Source organism: uncultured Sutterella sp. (genome assembly GCF_937923675.1).
Lineage (GTDB): Bacteria > Pseudomonadota > Gammaproteobacteria > Burkholderiales > Burkholderiaceae_F > Sutterella.
The window spans coordinates 72,979-90,176 of the sequence record NZ_CALDXB010000095.1; the positions used below are offsets into that span (position 1 = coordinate 72,979).

At 59.9% G+C, this 17,198-nt stretch carries 12 protein-coding genes; 7 read left to right on the forward strand and 5 right to left on the reverse strand.

The annotated features are described in order from the left end of the window. Positions 1–9: 9 nt before the first annotated feature. The gene (locus Q0106_RS11330; RefSeq protein WP_297613037.1) at positions 10–3,447 is read left to right on the forward strand and encodes a UvrD-helicase domain-containing protein; all 3,438 of its coding nucleotides are present in this window, start codon (positions 10–12) and stop codon (positions 3,445–3,447) included. After that, positions 3,447–5,579 carry an exodeoxyribonuclease V subunit alpha gene (recD, locus tag Q0106_RS11335; RefSeq protein WP_297613040.1) on the forward strand — a complete coding sequence of 711 codons (2,133 nt, stop codon included), beginning with the start codon at positions 3,447–3,449 and terminating at the stop codon, positions 5,577–5,579. Before Q0106_RS11330 ends, recD begins: the two co-directional genes overlap by 1 nt. Before the next feature lie 88 nt (positions 5,580–5,667). Here recD and Q0106_RS11340 read toward each other — a convergent pair whose 3' ends face one another. Both Q0106_RS11340 and Q0106_RS11345 read right to left on the reverse strand, forming a co-directional pair. After that, positions 5,668–6,453, reverse strand: coding sequence for a peptidylprolyl isomerase (locus tag Q0106_RS11340; protein ID WP_297613043.1), 786 nt, complete (start codon positions 6,451–6,453; stop codon positions 5,668–5,670). 84 nt (positions 6,454–6,537) lie between these two features. Next, positions 6,538–8,463 carry a PhoH family protein gene (locus Q0106_RS11345; protein WP_297613046.1) on the reverse strand — a complete coding sequence of 642 codons (1,926 nt, stop codon included), beginning with the start codon at positions 8,461–8,463 and terminating at the stop codon, positions 6,538–6,540. A 341-nt stretch (positions 8,464–8,804) separates the two neighbouring features. Between Q0106_RS11345 and Q0106_RS11350 the strand changes: the two genes are divergently transcribed. Then, positions 8,805–9,767: a metallophosphoesterase gene (locus Q0106_RS11350; protein ID WP_297613048.1), complete on the forward strand. Its 963-nt coding sequence runs from the start codon at positions 8,805–8,807 to the stop codon at positions 9,765–9,767. 154 nt (positions 9,768–9,921) lie between these two features. Here Q0106_RS11350 and Q0106_RS11355 read toward each other — a convergent pair whose 3' ends face one another. Both Q0106_RS11355 and Q0106_RS11360 read right to left on the reverse strand, forming a co-directional pair. Beyond that, entirely contained in the window at positions 9,922–11,487 is a 1,566-nt protein-coding gene (locus tag Q0106_RS11355; protein WP_297613050.1) for an ABC transporter substrate-binding protein, read from the reverse strand. 35 nt (positions 11,488–11,522) lie between these two features. Next, complete coding sequence (locus Q0106_RS11360; RefSeq protein ID WP_297613053.1) at positions 11,523–12,728, reverse strand: amidohydrolase; 1,206 nt, start codon at positions 12,726–12,728, stop codon at positions 11,523–11,525. 330 nt (positions 12,729–13,058) lie between these two features. Between Q0106_RS11360 and Q0106_RS11365 the strand changes: the two genes are divergently transcribed. The 3 genes from Q0106_RS11365 (at position 13,059) to Q0106_RS11375 (ending at position 15,866) form a co-directional block, all read left to right on the forward strand. Continuing rightward, entirely contained in the window at positions 13,059–14,375 is a 1,317-nt protein-coding gene (locus tag Q0106_RS11365; protein WP_297613056.1) for a glycosyltransferase, read from the forward strand. A 10-nt stretch (positions 14,376–14,385) separates the two neighbouring features. Beyond that, on the forward strand, positions 14,386–14,790 hold the full coding sequence (locus Q0106_RS11370) for a hypothetical protein (protein WP_297613059.1): 405 nt from the start codon (positions 14,386–14,388) through the stop codon (positions 14,788–14,790). A gap of 125 nt (positions 14,791–14,915) precedes the next feature. Next, entirely contained in the window at positions 14,916–15,866 is a 951-nt protein-coding gene (locus Q0106_RS11375; RefSeq protein ID WP_297613062.1) for a glycosyltransferase, read from the forward strand. A gap of 658 nt (positions 15,867–16,524) precedes the next feature. Here the strand turns inward: Q0106_RS11375 and Q0106_RS11380 are convergent. Then, positions 16,525–16,959: a GtrA family protein gene (locus Q0106_RS11380; protein WP_297613065.1), complete on the reverse strand. Its 435-nt coding sequence runs from the start codon at positions 16,957–16,959 to the stop codon at positions 16,525–16,527. Between Q0106_RS11380 and Q0106_RS11385 the strand changes: the two genes are divergently transcribed. Continuing rightward, the gene (locus tag Q0106_RS11385; protein WP_297613068.1) at positions 16,930–17,190 is read left to right on the forward strand and encodes a glycosyltransferase; all 261 of its coding nucleotides are present in this window, start codon (positions 16,930–16,932) and stop codon (positions 17,188–17,190) included. The genes Q0106_RS11380 and Q0106_RS11385 overlap by 30 nt on opposite strands. Positions 17,191–17,198 lie beyond the last annotated feature (8 nt).

The window sequence follows — 17,198 nt, forward strand, 5'->3', positions numbered from 1 at the left end:
GACATAAAAATGACAACGGAAAAGAAAGAGCAGAACCCGGGATTTGACGTTGCATCGGCGCCTTTGCTCGTGCCGACGCTCCTCGAGGCATCGGCGGGTACAGGCAAGACCTTTTCGATCAAGCACCTCGTGCTTCGCTTCATCGTTGAAGCCGGGATACCGATCAATCACCTTCTCGTGATGACCTTTACGCGTGCGGCCACGGCGGAACTGAAGGCCCGCATTGAGTCGCACCTCACGGAGGCGCTGGGCGTCCTCACCGGGACGATTGCGCCCGCGGATGCCGACGCGCTCACGGTGAAGCAGATCGGTCTCTGGAGAAGCATGGGGATTGACGACAGGGATGCGGAAGATCGCATCCGCGAGTCGCTCGCGCTCTTTGACAATGCCGGCATTTTCACGATCCACAGCTTCTGTCAGAAGGTGATTGAAGACAACGCCTTTTCGTCGGGGGGCACCATCAACTTTGATCTGGCGGCTTCGGACGACAAGTTCCGCTCGGACGCCGTGCGGGATTTCCTGCGGCGGTCTTTGGACGCCATGCCTGAGGTTGAGGACCGTGAGGAGCTTGTGGACGGCGACAACTGGGACAAGAAGCTTCAGAGCCTCGCCGACTACCCCGGGTCCCTCGTTCCCCGCAGGTGGACGGATTTCGACAATCTCTCGCCCGCGATTCAGCAGGCGGTGAGCGCCTTCATGGCGGACGTGCCCGGGCGCCTCCTCGACATGAAGAAGAAAGCGCGCGTGAAGACCTTCAACGACCTGCTTCGCGAGCTCTACGACCGGCTCCTCCCGGGAGAGGGCGCACCGGACGAGGTCCGCAGGCAGGCCGAACGGCTCGCCAAACGCGTGAGAAGCACCTACCGGGGCGTTCTCATCGACGAATTTCAGGATACGGATCCGATTCAGTACGCGATTGTCGAGAAGCTCTTCCTTTCCGTTTACGACGCAAAGGCCTCGCCCGACGTTCAGGCCGAGCGCGAGGGCCGCGCCATCTTCTTCGTGGGCGACCCGAAGCAGGCGATCTACCGCTTCCGCTCGGCGGACCTCAATACCTATCTCCGCGCAAGAAAGCGCATTGCGGAGATCGGCCGCACGGAAGCGCTCATGACTAACTTCCGTTCGTCGCCGAAGCTTGTTGATGCCTTCAATGACTTCTGGACGACGGCGCCGACGGGGCTTCCTTTCCTGCGTGAGGGCCTTGCGTATCAGAAAGTAGCTTATTCGCCTTCGAAAACCGGTCTCTGGGTGCGGGATGGCGACGGCTGGAAGGAACCCCTGCCCTTTGAAATCTGGACCGATGCAGGGGGAGCTCTCTGCGCGGATGCCGATGATGTCAAGGCGTCGTCGATGGCGGCGCTCGGACTCTCGATCGCAAAACTCATTGATGCGGGCGCGAGGGGCGAAGCCGTTCTCGCGGCAGAGGCCGGGGAGACGCCGATCGAGGGGCTCGATCTTTCGCCCTGGGGCGGTCCGAAGTCGGTGCGCGGCGTTGAGGCGCGCGATATTGCCGTCCTGGTGCGCGCCAACAGCGATGCGCTTCTCGTGAAGGATGCGCTTGGCGAGCGCAATATTCGGGTGCGCTATCAGCTGAGGGAAAGCGTCGCCGCAACCGAGGAAGCGGCGGAGATGATTCTGCTCCTTCGCGCCTTCGCGGCGCCGGGCGACATGCATGCAATGAATGCGGCGAGAGCAACGCGACTCGTGGGCGACACGCTGCAAACCCTCCGAGACGACGAGAAGGATGAAGCGCGCAGAGTGGAATTGAGAAGAGTCCTTGAGGAAGGGCTCCGCCGCTGGCCCTCGAGCGGTCCGGCACCCGCCGTCCGCCGGCTGATGGCCCTCTGCCGGACGACGGAGCGGCTTCTTCCCTCCAGAGAGGGCGAGCGCCGGCTCGTCAACTATGCGCATCTTCTTGAGCTCCTTCATGCCGCGCACCGCACGGTGCCGACGCCCGGGGGCCTCGCCGAGTGGCTCGACAATCAGAGGTCGGCGGGCGACTCCGCGGAAGACCAGAAGGTGAGGCTTGAGAGCGATGCGAACCTCGTCACCCTTCAGACCATTCATTCGAGCAAGGGGCTCCAGTATCCGATCGTCTATCTGCCCTTTGCACAGAAGAGGCTTCAGACTTGCAGCAAGTCCTCCGTGCATCTTGTGCCTGACGACGAAGGGCGCCTCAATCTGCTCTTAAGTCACGTGAAGAGCGACGCAGACGAGCGTGAAAAAAGCGAATCGGTCGAAGAGGACGTGCGCCTTGCGTACGTAGCCATGACCCGCGCTGCGAAGCACCTGGTTCTCATGTTGCCGCAGGCCATGGCGGGCAAAAAGTCGCCGGATTCCTGGGGAGCCTTCACGTATAAGAATCCCTACTTTGCCGCGCTCTGCGGCGGGACGGATAAGAAGACATTGACGGCCGCCGCGGCCGCGAAGCTTCTTCAGAGGCTCAGGGATGCCGGCACGGTCGACGTGAAGGATTTCGCGGCACTGGCCGAAGCCGGCAAAGCCGACGGATTCAGGGTGCAGTCGGAAACGAAGCCTTCCGACTTTGATGCGGAAAAGGCGCAGGACGTCCGCGGAGGCTGGAGGACATCGAGCTTTACCGGCATTTCGCGCATGGCCGAGGATGAGGGCTCGGGCTTTTCCGTCTGGTACGGCGAAGCCGAAAAGGTTCCCGCAGCCGGGGACATTCTTTCCTTCCCCAAGGGTGCGCAGGCGGGCACGTGTCTCCATGAAATGCTCGAACTCGCGGATTTTGCCGGGATGGCGCCTGATACAGAAGAGGCGCGGGCAGCAAGGCTCGCGCTTTGCCGCAGGGAGGTCGAGAAGCACCTTTCCTTTGCGGATGATGCTGCCCGGGAGCTTGCCGCTGAGGGGGCCGCCCGGATGATTTACGACATTCTCAACGCGGAAATTGCTCCGGGATTGTTCCTGCGAGACGTGCCGAAGCGCGCGAGAAGCGCGGAGCTTGAATTCCTGATCCCGATACCGAAGGGTCTCACGGCGGAGCGGCTCGCCGATGAGCTTCGCGAACTCGATCCCGAAAAATACGACTTCGGGGGCCTTCGCTCCGAGTCGCTCAGGGGCTTTCTCACGGGCTTCATCGACCTTGCCTTCATGCACGACGGGCGCTTCTACGTGCTCGACTGGAAGAGCAACAAAATTTCGCCCGAAGCTGAAGGGTACGAGGAAAAGGCAATGGACGAGGAAATGCGCCGGCATCTTTATCGGCTCCAGTACCTCATCTATCTTGTGGCGCTGAGACGGTTCCTCCGCTCGAGACTCGGAGAGCACTTCCAGGACGACATGATCGGGGGCGCCATTTACGTGTTCCTGCGCGGCGTGCGCGCGGACGCGACGACGCCGGATCACCCGCAGGGCATTGTTTTCGATCCCGTGAGCCCGGCCGTCATCAGGCGGCTTGACCAACTTTTTGCCGGAGAATGCTGATGGCTGGTTTTGACAATTCGCTCCCTCTGGGAGGCCTGGCGGGCCTCGGCGACGCGCTTCTCCGTGCGGTCGAAAGAGATCTTTTCTTCCGCGGGGAAGCTCTTCCCGCGGAGGCGGAGCCTGCCCTCCGGGCCCTCATGAACGCCTTTTCCCGCGCCGAGGAGCGCGGGAACGTCTGCGTGCGCGCGGAGTCGGCCGCGCTTTTCTGGAAGTCCCCCTCTGAAAGCGAGAGTGAAGCGGGCGAACCCTTGAGCGAAGAAGCGCGTCTCAAGGGATTTCTCGAAGGCGTCGAAGTCTTGAAGCGCCTCGGCCTCGTCATGACGCTCGAGGGATTTATTGAAGAAGCAAAGCTCGACCTCCGAAGAAAGGGCGAAGGCGTCTTCGCGCCCATTCTCATGGACGACAAGGCGGGGAGCGCCGCCGAAACGCGTCTTTATTTCGCGCGCTTTGCGCTCGAAGAACTGATGCTCGCGCAGGCTCTCCTTCGCCTCGCAGGCAAAAAGACGTCTGAACCCAAGGAAGCATCGGCGCGCGCGGCGGCGGTCGACCGGATCGCAGCCGCCTCGGGCGCCGACAACCTTCAGAAGAAGGCGATTGAGGTGGCCGTCAGCGAGTCGCTCGCCATCATTTCAGGCGGCCCCGGCACGGGGAAGACGACGACCGTCGCGCAGATTCTCGAGTGCCTCCTCGAAGAAAATCCCGGCCTCAGAATTGCGCTCGCGGCGCCGACGGGGAAGGCGACGAGCCGCATGGATCAGTCGATGAGAATGAGCGTCGGCCGCGGGTTCCTCCCGAAGCTCTCCGAAGTTCTAGCAAAGGACGAGACGCGCCCCGAGGGCGAGCGGCAGGTGAAGGGCCGCACCATTCACAAGTGGCTCCTTTCGCCCACGCCCGCGGGGGGATTCCCCGGGCCCGGAAACCCCCTGCCGGTTGACGTCATCGTGGTCGACGAAGCCTCTATGGTGGACATCCACCTTGCCGCCCGTCTTTTCGACGCCGTGGGCGAAGCGACCCGCGTGATCATTCTGGGCGACAAGCATCAACTTGCCGCCGTAGGACCGGGCGCCGTCTTTGCGGAGCTCTCCGATCCGAAGGGCGTGCTCGGCCGCCACGTGGTCGAGCTCGAAAAGAGCCGGCGCTTTGAAAAGGGCACGGTGATCGCGAGGCTCGCTGAAGCCATCAACCACCAGGGCGAATGCGCAGAACTGCCGGAGGATCAGGTCTTCGAGCGGGTTATTGATGCTTTTTCGGGCAGTGAGGATGAGAAGAGCGGCTACGAAGCGCGCCTGCATGAGGAGAAGCTCGCGGATGCCGGCAAGGCCGAACGCGAGGTCTTCAACCGCACGGGCCTCACGCGGGAAGCGCGCGAGTGGCTCGACCGGGAGCTCGGAGGCTACGCCGGGGCGCTTCTCAACTACCGCGATGCCTGGATGCGGGGGGCGCCCGCTGAAGAGCTCGAGGCGCTCATGAAGACGCTCTGGGCGCGGCTATCCGAATTCAGGGCGCTTGCTGCCCAGCGCCGGGGCGCGATGAGCGTTACGGCAATCAACAACTATGCCGACGAGATGATGCGAAGGCTCTGGCCGCAGGCGGACGGCGCGGGCGCCGGGGAAAACTATCCCGGGCGCGTCGTGATCGTGCGCAGAAACGACGACGGCCTCGGGGTCTACAACGGCGACGTCGGGATCGTGCTCCCTCAGCGGCCGCAGGGTCATGACGATCATGCGGAGTCCGCCAACGCTGCGAGCCCGGCAGAGCCCGGGGCAGAGACCTTCAATGCCGGAGAAGTCGTTCGCACCGACCGCACGGGCGGGAGGATCCTCTACACGGTCTATTTCGGCGACCAGGAGCGGACGCTCCCCGCGCAGCTTCTTCCCTCGCACGACACCGCCTGGGCGATGACGATTCACCAGTCGCAGGGCTCTGAATTCGAACGCGTGGCGGTCTTTCTCCCCGAGCGCGCGGATTCGGGACTTGCCACCCGGGAGCTCCTCTATACGGGCGTCACCCGCACGAAGCGGAAGGTCGACGTCTTTGCGAGCCGCAGGGTGCTTGCCGAAGCCGTGCGCCGGCCGACCGTGCGCGACGGGAACCTCGGGCGCAGGCTCGCGCTCGGGCGTCTGGAGGATTGAGGGCTCTTCAGGGCGCTCCCGCAGAAAAAGAAGGGAGTCATTCGGAAATTCCGGATGACTCCCAGATTCTTCGGCGAGCGAAAGGGAATTAATTCACCTTGGCCTTCTGAACGAGCTCGGCGAAGTGGTTCTTGGCCTTCAATTCGGAGAGCTGGTCCTTGAGGCTCTGCTTCTGGGATTCCCAGGTCGGGAAGTTCTCAGCCTTTCTCTTCGCGTCGAGCTTCACGATGTGGTAGCCGTACTGGTTGAGGATAGGCGCCTGAGCAACCGAACCAGCGGAGAGAACCTTGAAGGCGTTGCCGAAGGCCTGGTCGACATTGCTCGGGACGAGCCAGCCGACAAGACCGCCCTGGTCGCGCGACTGCGGGTCGATCGAATACTGCTTGGCGAGGTTCTCGAACTTTTCGCCCTTGTTGATGCGGTCAATGAGCTTTGTCGCCTCGTCCTCGGTCTTCACGAGAATGTGGCGGACCTGATATTCCGTGTCGCCGTATGCCGCACGGGCCTTGTCGTAGGCTGCGCGCGCTTCCTTGTCGGAAACGGGGTTCTTCTTCGCGTATTCGGAGACGAGAAGCTGGACCTTCAGCTGCTTCCCGGCACGGTCGATCGCCGTGCGGTATTCCTTCGTGCGCTCGATGCGCGCCTTGGCGGCTTCCTGGAGCAGCACCGTTTCCTCGGTGATCGCGCGGCGGACCTGTTCCTCAAGCTGAGGACCCGCCTTGGCGCCTGCCTTGACGGCGTTGTTGTAGACCTCTTCCTGTCTCTGAACGGAAACCTTTTCGCCGTTGACCGTCATGACCTTGAATTCGGCCTGAGCAGCGGCGACGAAGCCGAGGGAGAGGACCGCTCCGGTTAAGAGTGTGCGCTTGAACATGTTTTCTGCCATTTTTGGTGTTAAAAGTGATGCCGCCTTCCCGCCCGCAACGGGTGAGAGGCGGCGGCTCTGGTGAAAATTATTTTAGAGCGCTTCGGCCGCGAACTCCGCGAGCCTCGAGCGTTCGCCCCGGGTGAGCGTGATGGTGGCGGCGTGCTCCCAGCCCTGGAAGCGCTCGACCACGTACGTGAGGCCGGAGCTTCCTTCCGTGAGGTAGGGCGTATCGATCTGCGCGATGTTGCCGAGGCAGACGATCTTCGTTCCCGGGCCTGCACGCGTGATGAGGGTCTTCATCTGCTTGGGCGACAAGTTCTGCGCTTCGTCGATGATGACGAACTTCTGCAGGAACGTGCGCCCGCGCATGAAGCTCATCGACTTCACGCGGATGCGGCTCCGGATGAGGTCCATCGTCGCCTGGCGGCCCCATTCGCCGCCCGTGTCGGAGGCGTGAAGGACTTCGAGGTTGTCTTCGAGCGCCCCCATCCAGGGGGCCATCTTTTCCTCTTCCGTGCCGGGGAGGAACCCGATGTCCTCGCCCACGCTCACCGTGGCGCGGGTCATGATGATTTCGCTGAAGCGCCTTTCGTCAATCGTCTGCGTGAGCGCGGCGGCAAGCGTCATGAGGGTCTTGCCCGTGCCCGCCTGACCGAGAATCGTGACGAAGTCGATCTCTGGATCCATGAGGAGATTGATCGCCATGTTCTGCTCGCGGTTTCTCGCGTTGATGCCCCAGACGCGGGTGCGGCTCTTCGCTCGGTAGTCCTTCATCAGGCGGAAGGTGACCTTCTGGCCATGAACCGCCGTGACGAGCCCCATGAAGTTTTCGTCGCCGTCGATCCAGAGGCATTCGTTCACGATGAAGCGCGACGGGTCGTCGGCTTCAAATTCGTAGAAGGTGGAGCCGTGATCCTGCCAGGAGCGGAGCGTCGGCGAAGCCTTGTCCCAGAATCCGGGCTCGAGCATGAGCTTGCCCGAATAAAGCATGTCGGTGTCGTCGAGCACCTTGTCGGAGAGGTAGTCCTCTGCCGGAATGCCAAGGGTCGTCGCCTTGATGCGCATGTTGATGTCCTTCGACACCAGCACGACGGCGCGCTTGGGGAAGGCTTTCCGCACGCCTTCTACGGTGGAAAGGATCCGGTTGTCGCCCTTCGAAAGGTCGAGCTCGCCGGGGAGCTCCTCCTGAAGGGGCTTCGTTTCAAACCAGAGGAGGCCTTTGGCTTCCGTATTCCCGAGGAGCGAGAGCGGCACGCCCTCAGTGATTCGCCCGTCGTTCGCTTCAATCAGGGCGTCGAGCGTGCGGCTCACCGAACGGGCGTTTCTAGCGACATCGGTGAGGCCCTTCTTGTGGTTGTCGAGCTCCTCGAGCGTCGTCATCGGAAGGAAGACGTCGTGCTCTGCAAAGCGGAAGAGCGAGAGCGGGTCGTGCATGAGGACGTTCGTGTCGAGAACGAAGAGCCGGGGGTCGCCATCCGCCACGCGCGCGCGGCCCCTGCGGCCGGCAAGCGACCCCTGGACGCCGGGCGACGAGGAGCGGCCGCCCGCAAATGCGGCGGCATCCTTCTGCGTGCGCGAGGGTTTTGAAGTCGTCGTTGCGGCGGCTTCCTTCCGGGGCGCCGCCTTTGCTTGAGCCTCAGCGGGGGTAGCGGACTTCGAGCGCTTCGCGGGCTTTAGTGTTGCGGGAGCCTTCGGCTTCGCAGGCGCCGGGGCGGCTTCCGCCTTCTTTGTCTTTGCGGACTTCACGGACTTCTTTTCAGGAGTCTGAGCGGGCTGAGCTTTGATTTCTGCCGGGACCGGCGCGGGAGCGCCAGGCGCCTTCCCGCTCCTCAGGGTCTTCCGGGGCGTCTTTTTCGGCCGGGCGGCCTCAGGCTTCCCGGCGGATTCCGGATCATCGGAGGCAAGTGCAACGACGTTCTTCACTTTGGGAAGCGTCCGTTCGGACTGAGGTTTGGCGGGGGCGCCGTAGTCCTCAAGAATGTCTGCGGGGCGTGAAGGAGCTTTGGGAAGCGGCATGAGCGTATGTCTCGAGAGTAATGAGGAGACTTTCCGGGGTCTCTGAAAACGCATGAATGCGAAGACCCGGGAGGTCCTTGAAGGACATTCTATCGGGAGGTGTCCGGTCTTTCGGGCGCTCTCCCGCGGTACTTCGTGAGCGGATGTACGTGGGAGGCCGACCTCGCGAATCCCGTTCCCGGAGAGGCGTCATGCAATATTCATGATTCCTTGACGGAACCGTCACGGGCCGATTTGAGAATGCAGGGCGTCGGACGAAAGCGATGAAGCGCACCAGGAAAACAAAGCGCGATCGCGAGAGAGTCCGGAACTGAATTCCCAAACGTGGAGAACCCCAAAAAATGAAGCGTCGCTTGTTCCTCCAGACCGCTGCCGGTCTCTTTGCTGCTCCTGCCGTCATCCGTTCGGCTTCTGCCGCCACGCCTGCCGAAGCGCAGATCACGCTCCCGCCCGCAAAGGACCTGATTTCCTCCTTCGGCTGGATTACGGACGTCCACTACTGCACGAGTCCCACGCGCACGATTCCGAAGGAAGATTCGATCCGCGTCTATGCGCATTCGATGGCGAAGATGCGCCAGGCGATCGACCTCTTCAATACCCGGAAGCTCGATTTCGTCATTGAATTGGGCGACTTCAAGGACTGCCTCGACGACGGCGACCGCCCGGGCACGATCGCGTTCCTGCAGACGGTTGAGAGTGAATTCCGCCGCGTCAACGCGCCGCGCTATCACGTCTGCGGCAACCATGACTTCGACAAGATCACGCTTGGCGACTTCCTCGACAACACCGAAAATGCGGGCGACGCCGTTGGCCGCACCTATTATTCCTTCGTGATGGGCGGCATCAAGTACATCGTGCTCGACGCCTGCTACAACAACGCCGAGGGCGAACACTACAGCCAGGGCAAATTCAACTGGGCCGTGGCCGTCGTGCCGAAGGTCGAGATGGACTGGTTCAGAAAGGAGCTTTCTGAGGGCAAGGAACCCGTGATCGTGATGACGCACCAGCTCGTCAACACCTGGGACGCCAAGTCGCAGAAGATCCCCGACGCCTTCTTCATCCGCAATGCGGCTGAAGTGGTCGAGGCGATGGAGAAGAGCGGCCGCGTTCTTGCCTACATCTGCGGCCACTTCCACAAGGGCGCCTATTCCGAAAGGAACGGCATCCACTACATCGTGAACCAGGGCCTCGTCGAGCGGCCCCTCCCGCACAATGTCTGCGGCATGGTTCACGTCGACCGCAACCTCAATGTCTACGTCGAGGGCGTCTACAACGAACGCTCGCACGTCTGCAAGAAGGCCTGATGCCTGACTGATGGGGGGTTCTCTCAGACCTGGCGTCTGAGTGAAGCCTCGAAGAGCTCGAAGCGGAAAAACAAAAAGGCCGCTGGGGAAGCGAGTTCACCGAGAACGATGCTTCCCGAAGCGGCCTTTTCGTTATGCGGGAAAGACGCTCAGATTATTCCTTCCACTCGGCATTGATGAAGTCGATGCCGGTATCGGGACGAAGCGTGAAGTTGACGAGCCTTGCATCGGCGCCGGCCGTGCCGACCTCATAGACGAGGTAGGCCCAGGGGGCGTCGTTCCAGACCATCTTCTGCGCTTCCTCATAGAGCTTCGCGCGCGCTGCGTCGTCGGGGGTGGCTACCGCCTTGTCGAGAAGTTCATCGAGCTTCGGATTCGAGTAGTAGGACGTATTCATGAATTTCGGCGGCGCCTGACGGGAGTCAAGCAAGGGCCTCAGCACCCAGTCGGGGTCCATGCTCGCATCCGCCCAGCCGACGTAGTAGAGGCGCAGTCCCGATTCAGCCGGGTTCTTGACGCCGTAGACGACCGACGCGCGAACGCCCGGCTCAAGCATTCTCGTGCGGGTCTTGATGCCGACCTGCGCGAGCTGCTGCTGAACGAACTGAATGACCTTCGAGGAAGTCGTATTGGCATAGGCCGACCAGAGGTCCGTCGTGAAGCCGTTGGGGTAGCCCGCTTCCTTCAGAAGTTCGCGCGCCTTCTTGGGGTCGTAGGGCCAGGGACCAAGCTTGACGGCTCCCGGGATTTCTTTCGGATAGAGGGTTTCCGTCGGAACGGCGTAGCCAGCGAAAGCAACCTTGGCGAGCGCCTGCTTGTTGATGGCGTAGTTGATCGCCTGGCGCACGCGAACGTCGTTGAAGGGCTTCACGGTCGTATTGATCGAGAGGTAGCGCTGCATGATTGAAGGCACGGTCTCGATGCGGAATTTGGGATCGTTCTTGAAGGAAGCGATCTGTTCGTTCGGCATCGGGAAGGCGTACTGCGCTTCGCCCGTGTGAAGCATCGCAGCGCGGGTGCTGTTCTCAATCACCGGGAGCCACGTGATGCCGTCGAGTTTGGGGAGCCCCTTCACGCGGTAGTCGGGGTTCTTCTTCACGACGAGCTTTTCGCTCGGATTGAAGGATTCAAGCTTGTAGGGACCCGTGCCGCAGGCGTTGAATGCAGTGATCTTCTTTCCCTCAACGCCCTTTGCGTCCTTAATGAGGCTCGGGCACATCATCTGCGTGCTGGACATGGCAAGGCGCCGCGGGAAGGTGGCGAGCGGGCCCTTCAGCGTGAAGCGGACCGTGTAGGGGTCGACCACCTCGACCTTGTCGATGAACTTGTAGACCTGGTAGCGCGAGAGGTGATTGTCAGGATTGAGAAGACGGTCGAAATTCATCTTGACGGCGTCGGCCGTGAATTCCGTGCCGTCATGGAATTTGACGCCCTTCTTCAGGGTAATGGTGAAGACCTTCGCGTCCGGCGTCACCGTGTAGCCCTCAGCAAGTTCGGGAACAAGCTGCATCTTGGAGTCGAAGGAAAAGAGACCTTCATACATCGACTTCGCGGCAAGGCGTGTGAGGATGTCGGGCGCGTCATAGGGGTCGAGAGACGAGAAGGTTGCCGACACCGCTACGGTGATTTCCTTGGCGGACGATGCAGCGGGCATGGCGGCAAGGAGTGCGGCGGAAGCGGCCGCCGCAAGGGCAAAGCCCTTGAAGTAAGTTTTCTTCATGAGAGGAGACTCAGATTCAAATGAAATAGGGACTTTCAGAGCTCGCGGGCGAGTTCCTCGAGACGCGTTCTCGCGATCTCAGAGAGGAACCAGACGGCTTCAGGAAGCACGGCGTCGTTGAAGTCGAACTTCGGGTTGTGAAGCATCGCGTTGTGCGCGTCGTCGGCCATGCCGATGTACATCTGGATGCCTGGGATTCGGTTCACGTATTCGGCGAAGTCTTCGCCCGCCATCGAGAGCGGAACGTCGACCGGGCATTCGGCGCCGAAGAGCTTTTCGGCAACTGCCGTCGCGTGCTTCGCGGGAACGGCCGAATTGATGAGGGGCGGCGTCAGGTTGTCGACGCGGATTTCCCAGCCGAGGCCCTGCGCGAGCGCAATGTGTTCGGTCATGCGGCGCATTTCAGCTTCAATCATGGCGCGAACGCCCGCATCGAACGTGCGCACGGTCCCGGAGAGCGTGAGGGATTCCGGAATCACGTTGGGCGCATTGATGTTGCCAGCCTGAACGGCGCAGATGGAGAGCACCGCCGGCTGCGTCGGGTCCGTCTTTCTCGAGATGATGGTCTGGAGCGACTCCGAGAGGAGCGCTGCCGTCGGGATCGGGTCGAGCGACGTATGGGGACGCGCCGCATGGGTGCCGCGGCCCTTGAGCGTAATGTAGAAGAAGTCGCAGGAGGCCTGCACGGGGCCGGCATGAATGCCGATCTCGCCCTTCGGGAAGGCGGTGGAGCCGTGGGCGCCGTAGATTTCGAGGGGATTGAATTTGTCGAGCACGCCCGATTCAATCACGCGTCTGGCGCCGCGGCCGATTTCCTCGGCGGGCTGGAAGATGCCGAGCACGCGGCCGGGGAAGTCGCGCGTGAGGGAGAGGCGCCTCATGGCGCCCAAGAGCCACGTGACGTGGCCGTCGTGACCGCAGGCGTGGCAGCGGTCGGCAATGACGCTCTGCCAGGGGTTCCCCGAGCAGTCCGGCATCGCAAGCGCATCCATGTCGGCGCGAAGCGCGACCGTGGGTCCGGGGCGGTTTCCCTCAACAAGGGCTATGACGCCGCCCGGCACCATCTTGTCGTCGCAGGTGATGCCCCATTCGCGAAGCTTCGCTGCAATCACGCCGCAGGTGCGGGCGGTATCGAAGCCGAGCTCCGGGTGTTCGTGAAGGTCCTGGCGGATGCGGGCGAGTTCGTCGCCCCAGGCGAGGATCTCTTCAGGGATGCGGTCGGCATAGGCAAACTGGGTCAAGATTTCCTCCGTTTCTTCAATAGAAATCTAAGGAAATTCATTATTCCGCTTTTGCAAAAACTGTGAATATGCAGTTTATGCCATGCCTTTTTGCGCTAGATCATGAATTGAAAGCCAAAGCGTAAACAACGCTTCAAAGGCAGGGGAGGATCTCTGTACTGACCCGCTCAGGGGAGCTGTTAGAATTTTCCCTCCACATGAAGGTTTACCCGGGTGCACAGTGGGCTTAAGGCGTTCGGGATGCTTTCAGAGAGCAGAAGGCGGAGCGGTCCTCCCGGGACGAAGGCTCCTCTTCGGCGTTCCCCTTGCTTTTCTTCATCCTTCAGATTTATGACTTCCACTCGTCCGGCCCGAATTCTTTTTGCCTGTCCGCAGACGCTCTTTGACGTGAGCAACGGCGCTTCGCTCCTTTGCTACTCGATGATGCAGGAGCTTGCCCGCCGCGGCATGCAGGTTGCATCCATCGGGGGCGGCATTTTCGACAATCCTTCGGGCATCGCCCGCATCCCGAACCTTGCCGAACAGATTGCTGAAAATAAAGGCAAAAAGCTCCTTGTCAACAAGGACTACTCGGCGGGCGGTGAAATTCCGATGACGCACTGGTTCTTCACGGGCTTTCACTCCACCTCGTGGAATGAAATCACCTATGACGAATCGAATGAGTTCCTCAACGAATACACGCAGATTCTGAGGACCTATAAGCCCGATCTCGTGATCGGCTACGGCTGTGATCCCCTTTGCCGCTCGATGTGGATGGAGGCGCGCTTATTCAGGATTCCGACGGTGTATGTCGTCGTGAACGGCAACCATCATCACTACCGCTTCCCGCTTCACGACCTCGTGATTACGGATTCAAGGGCAACGGCTGAACTCTATAAGCGCACGGAAGGTCTGACCGTGACGCCTGTCGGCATCTTCATCAATCCGGACATCGTCGTGGCGAAGGCCCGCAATCCGCAGACAGTGACTTTCATTAATCCGGCCTTTGCCAAGGGCGTTGCTCTGGTCGCGCGTCTCATTCTGATGGCGAACAAGGAGCGGCCGGACATCCCGTTTATGGTGGTCGAGTCCCGGCAGAAACTCGCCGATGCTCTGAAAGCGCTTCGGAAGCCCGGCGGTGAAATTGGTTCTGCCTTTACCAGTCAGACCTTCCACAACATCGCACTTCATCCGGCGACCTTCAACATTTCCGAAATCTACGCAACGACGAAGGTGCTTCTTGCGCCGTCCCTCTGGTATGAAAGCTGGGGACGCGTCGCAACGGAAGCGACGATGAACGGGATTCCGGTGCTCGGCTCCCGCAACGGCGGCATTCCGGAGGCCATTGGTCCGGGCGGCATCACGCTCGATACGCCGGAGGAACTCGGGACGATTGATGAGTCCGACAAGTGGCTGACGCTTCCTTCCGAAGAATCCTGCCGACCGTGGGCGGACGCGCTTTACGACCTCTATGACCATTCGGAAGAATGGGCCGGGAGGTGTCAGGAAGCAGCTGACGCCAACAGCCTCAAGGCATCGGGCGACCGCCTCGAGGCGGCGCTCGCACCGCTTCTCGCGCGCCGCGCCGGCGACGCCGACTTCTCCCGCATGGGATCCATCATTTACGAGGGCGACCCCAGGGACTGGGAGATCGCGCAGCCGAAGTAACCCATCTCAGATGAAAAGCGAAGCAGGGCCTGAAGCGTTTCGTCCTGATGGTCCTGCTCGCCTTTCTGATTTGCCTTCCGCAATCGAAGGGGCTGTTGTTCAAGCGGCTTCCTTCTCTTCTTTGTTTTTTCGCATAGACATGACTACAACTCGTCCAGCCCGCATTCTCTTTGCGTGCCCGCAAACGTTATTCGACGTGAGCAACGGCGCTTCCATGCAGTGCTACTCGATGATGCAGGAACTTGCCCGCAGAGGCATGCAGGTCGCCTCCATCGGCGGCGGCATTTTCGACAATCCTTCGGGCGTTGCGCGCATCCCGAACCTTGCAGAGCAGATCGCTGAAAATAAAGGCAAAAAGCTCCTCGTCAACAACGACTTCTCAGTAGTTGGGGGGGGGGTGGAAACCCTAATATAAGTCCGATAACTCATTGGTTTTTCACGGGATTCCATTCTACAGTCTGGAGTGAAATAACCTATGACGAGTCCAACGCGTTCCTCAATGAATACACGCAGATTCTGCGAACCTTCAAGCCCGATCTTGTGATCGGCTACGGCTGCGATCCGCTCTGCCGCTCGATGTGGATGGAGGCGCGGCTCTTCGGAATCCCAACCGTCTATGTGGTCTGCAACGGCAACCACCATCACTACCGCTTCCCGCTCCACGACCTCGTCATCACCGATTCCAAGTCGACGGCGAAGCTCTATAAAGACGCGGACGGCCTTACCGTCCATCCCGTCGGGAACTTCATCAACCCGGAGCTCGTGGTAGCGAAAACCAGAAATCCCCAGACGGTGACCTTCATCAATCCGGCATTTGCCAAGGGCGCTGCGGTCGTCGCGCGCCTGATTCTGATGGCGAACAAGGAACGCCCCGACATTCCCTTCATGATTGTCGAGACGCGGCAGAAGTTTGCGGATGCGCTTAGGGCGCTCAAAAAACCGGGCGGAGAGACGGGATCTGCTTTTTCGAACCAGACTTTTCACAACATTGCCATCCGTGAATCGACCTTCAACGTGTCGGAGATCTATGCGACGACGAAGGTGCTCCTCGCGCCTTCTCTCTGGTATGAGAGCTGGGGCCGCGTTGCGACGGAAGCGACCATGAACGGCATTCCGGTGCTGGGCTCAAAGAGCGGCGGCTTGCCTGAGGCGATCGGCGAAGGCGGCATCACGCTTGATGCGCCGGAATCCGTGGGCGGCGTTGATGAATCCGAAAAGTGGCTCACGCTTCCTTCGGAAGAAGAGTGCCGTCCGTGGGCGGATGCGCTCTACGAGCTTTTCGACCACGCTGAGGACTGGAAGGCGCGCTGCGCAGCAAGCGCCGAAAAGAACAGTCTCAAAGCACGCGGCGACCATCTCATGGAGCTCCTCGAGCCGCTCCTTGAAAGAAGAGCCGGCGACGGCGACTTCCCGCGCATGGGATCCATCTATTACGACGGCGATCCGAAGGATTGGGAGACAACATCGAAAGCGGCTGCATCGGTCAAGTGATGGTTTGAACGCTCACTTATATCTTGAGGGCAGAAAGGTGCTCGTTTGAACCATCTTTCTGCCCTCAATACATTCATACGATTTTATCTTCTAATTGATATAGTATGCCTTGTTTTTATTTTTGATTTGTAGGCTTAAGTTGTTTGTTCGGCGTGACTATTTCTTGGTTACAGCTTGGGTCGTAGATCCTGCTTTGGGTCTCGAGAACCATAGAGCTTCCGCGCCTGATAAACTCTTATTCCTACGGCAACTTCTTCCTTGACGCAGTGGGACTTGGGTTCAAGGGAAAGTGAGATCCGACATCAAAGCTAGGAGCAAGCCCTTGGAAAAGGGTATGGCTCCTTTTGTCGTTCACTCATTTTTTCCACAAAAATGACATCCACCCGTCCCACTACCTGTCTGCGCGTTTTGCAGCAGCTTCCACCTCATAGCTTTTCACTCTCTTCTCCTGGAAGAGACATCTTCGGCACGCCTTCTCATTCCGGCCCCACATTTGCAGTTGCTGCTCTGCTTCTAAAGAAGCGCAGTTTGCAGATTTGACCCACCTCGGATCGGAAAAGGGTTCGAAAGCGTAATTAAGGCTGCTCGCTAAGCAACTTTTGCTTTCGCTCCGACCTCAAGTCCAAAAGTTCATCCGCGTTTATGAGATGCGGAATGCTTAGATTTCCTTAGAAGGCAGCGCGCTGCGAGCGACTGTTGAACGATGCTCAATAAGAATTTTCCGCGTGATGAAGTTGAAAACCATCACGACAGCCGTGGCAACGATCTTGGCGAAGGCATACCAGAGGCCGAAAAGCTCCACCATGGCCCACATGATCCCATTGTTGATCAAGAGACCAATGACGCTCAAAGAAATGAAAATCGTCATGGTCGCCAACCGACTTTTGCCTGGAGCAGGAACAAAGACCCAAACGACAGAAATGATGTAGTTGAAAATAACGGATACCGAGAAGCCGATCGTCGCGGAGACCAGGTAGTTGAGGCCAAGAAGCTCTGTGCATGCGATCAGGAGCCCGTAGTCAATGATGAAGGCGAGTCCGCCAGTGACGAGAAAGCGCAGAATTTGGGTCTTCAGACTGCGGGAGGGGGACATTTTTCAACGAATTCAAAAGAGTGTCAGCAAAAAATAGCCGTACTCATTCCTTGTTGGAATGAGGCACTGACGATTGGAAAGGTCGTCACTGATTTTCGGCGGACGATGCCTCAGTCGGTAGTGTATGTCTATGACAATAATTCTACGGATGGGACTGCAGAAATAGCGAAGCAGGCCGGTGCAGTCAGGGCTGACGATTACAAATATTTATTGAAGCTCAGCCCTGTATAGTTTTATCA

Coding starts and splice junctions, on each gene's coding strand:
- Q0106_RS11330 (WP_297613037.1), top strand. CDS start 10: ATGACAACGGAAAAGAAAGAGCAGAACCCGGGATTTGACGTTGCATCG.
- recD (WP_297613040.1), top strand. CDS start 3,447: ATGGCTGGTTTTGACAATTCGCTCCCTCTGGGAGGCCTGGCGGGCCTC.
- Q0106_RS11340 (WP_297613043.1), bottom strand. CDS start 6,453: ATGTTCAAGCGCACACTCTTAACCGGAGCGGTCCTCTCCCTCGGCTTC.
- Q0106_RS11345 (WP_297613046.1), bottom strand. CDS start 8,463: ATGCCGCTTCCCAAAGCTCCTTCACGCCCCGCAGACATTCTTGAGGAC.
- Q0106_RS11350 (WP_297613048.1), top strand. CDS start 8,805: ATGAAGCGTCGCTTGTTCCTCCAGACCGCTGCCGGTCTCTTTGCTGCT.
- Q0106_RS11355 (WP_297613050.1), bottom strand. CDS start 11,487: ATGAAGAAAACTTACTTCAAGGGCTTTGCCCTTGCGGCGGCCGCTTCC.
- Q0106_RS11365 (WP_297613056.1), top strand. CDS start 13,059: ATGACTTCCACTCGTCCGGCCCGAATTCTTTTTGCCTGTCCGCAGACG.
- Q0106_RS11370 (WP_297613059.1), top strand. CDS start 14,386: ATGAAAAGCGAAGCAGGGCCTGAAGCGTTTCGTCCTGATGGTCCTGCT.
- Q0106_RS11380 (WP_297613065.1), bottom strand. CDS start 16,959: ATGTCCCCCTCCCGCAGTCTGAAGACCCAAATTCTGCGCTTTCTCGTC.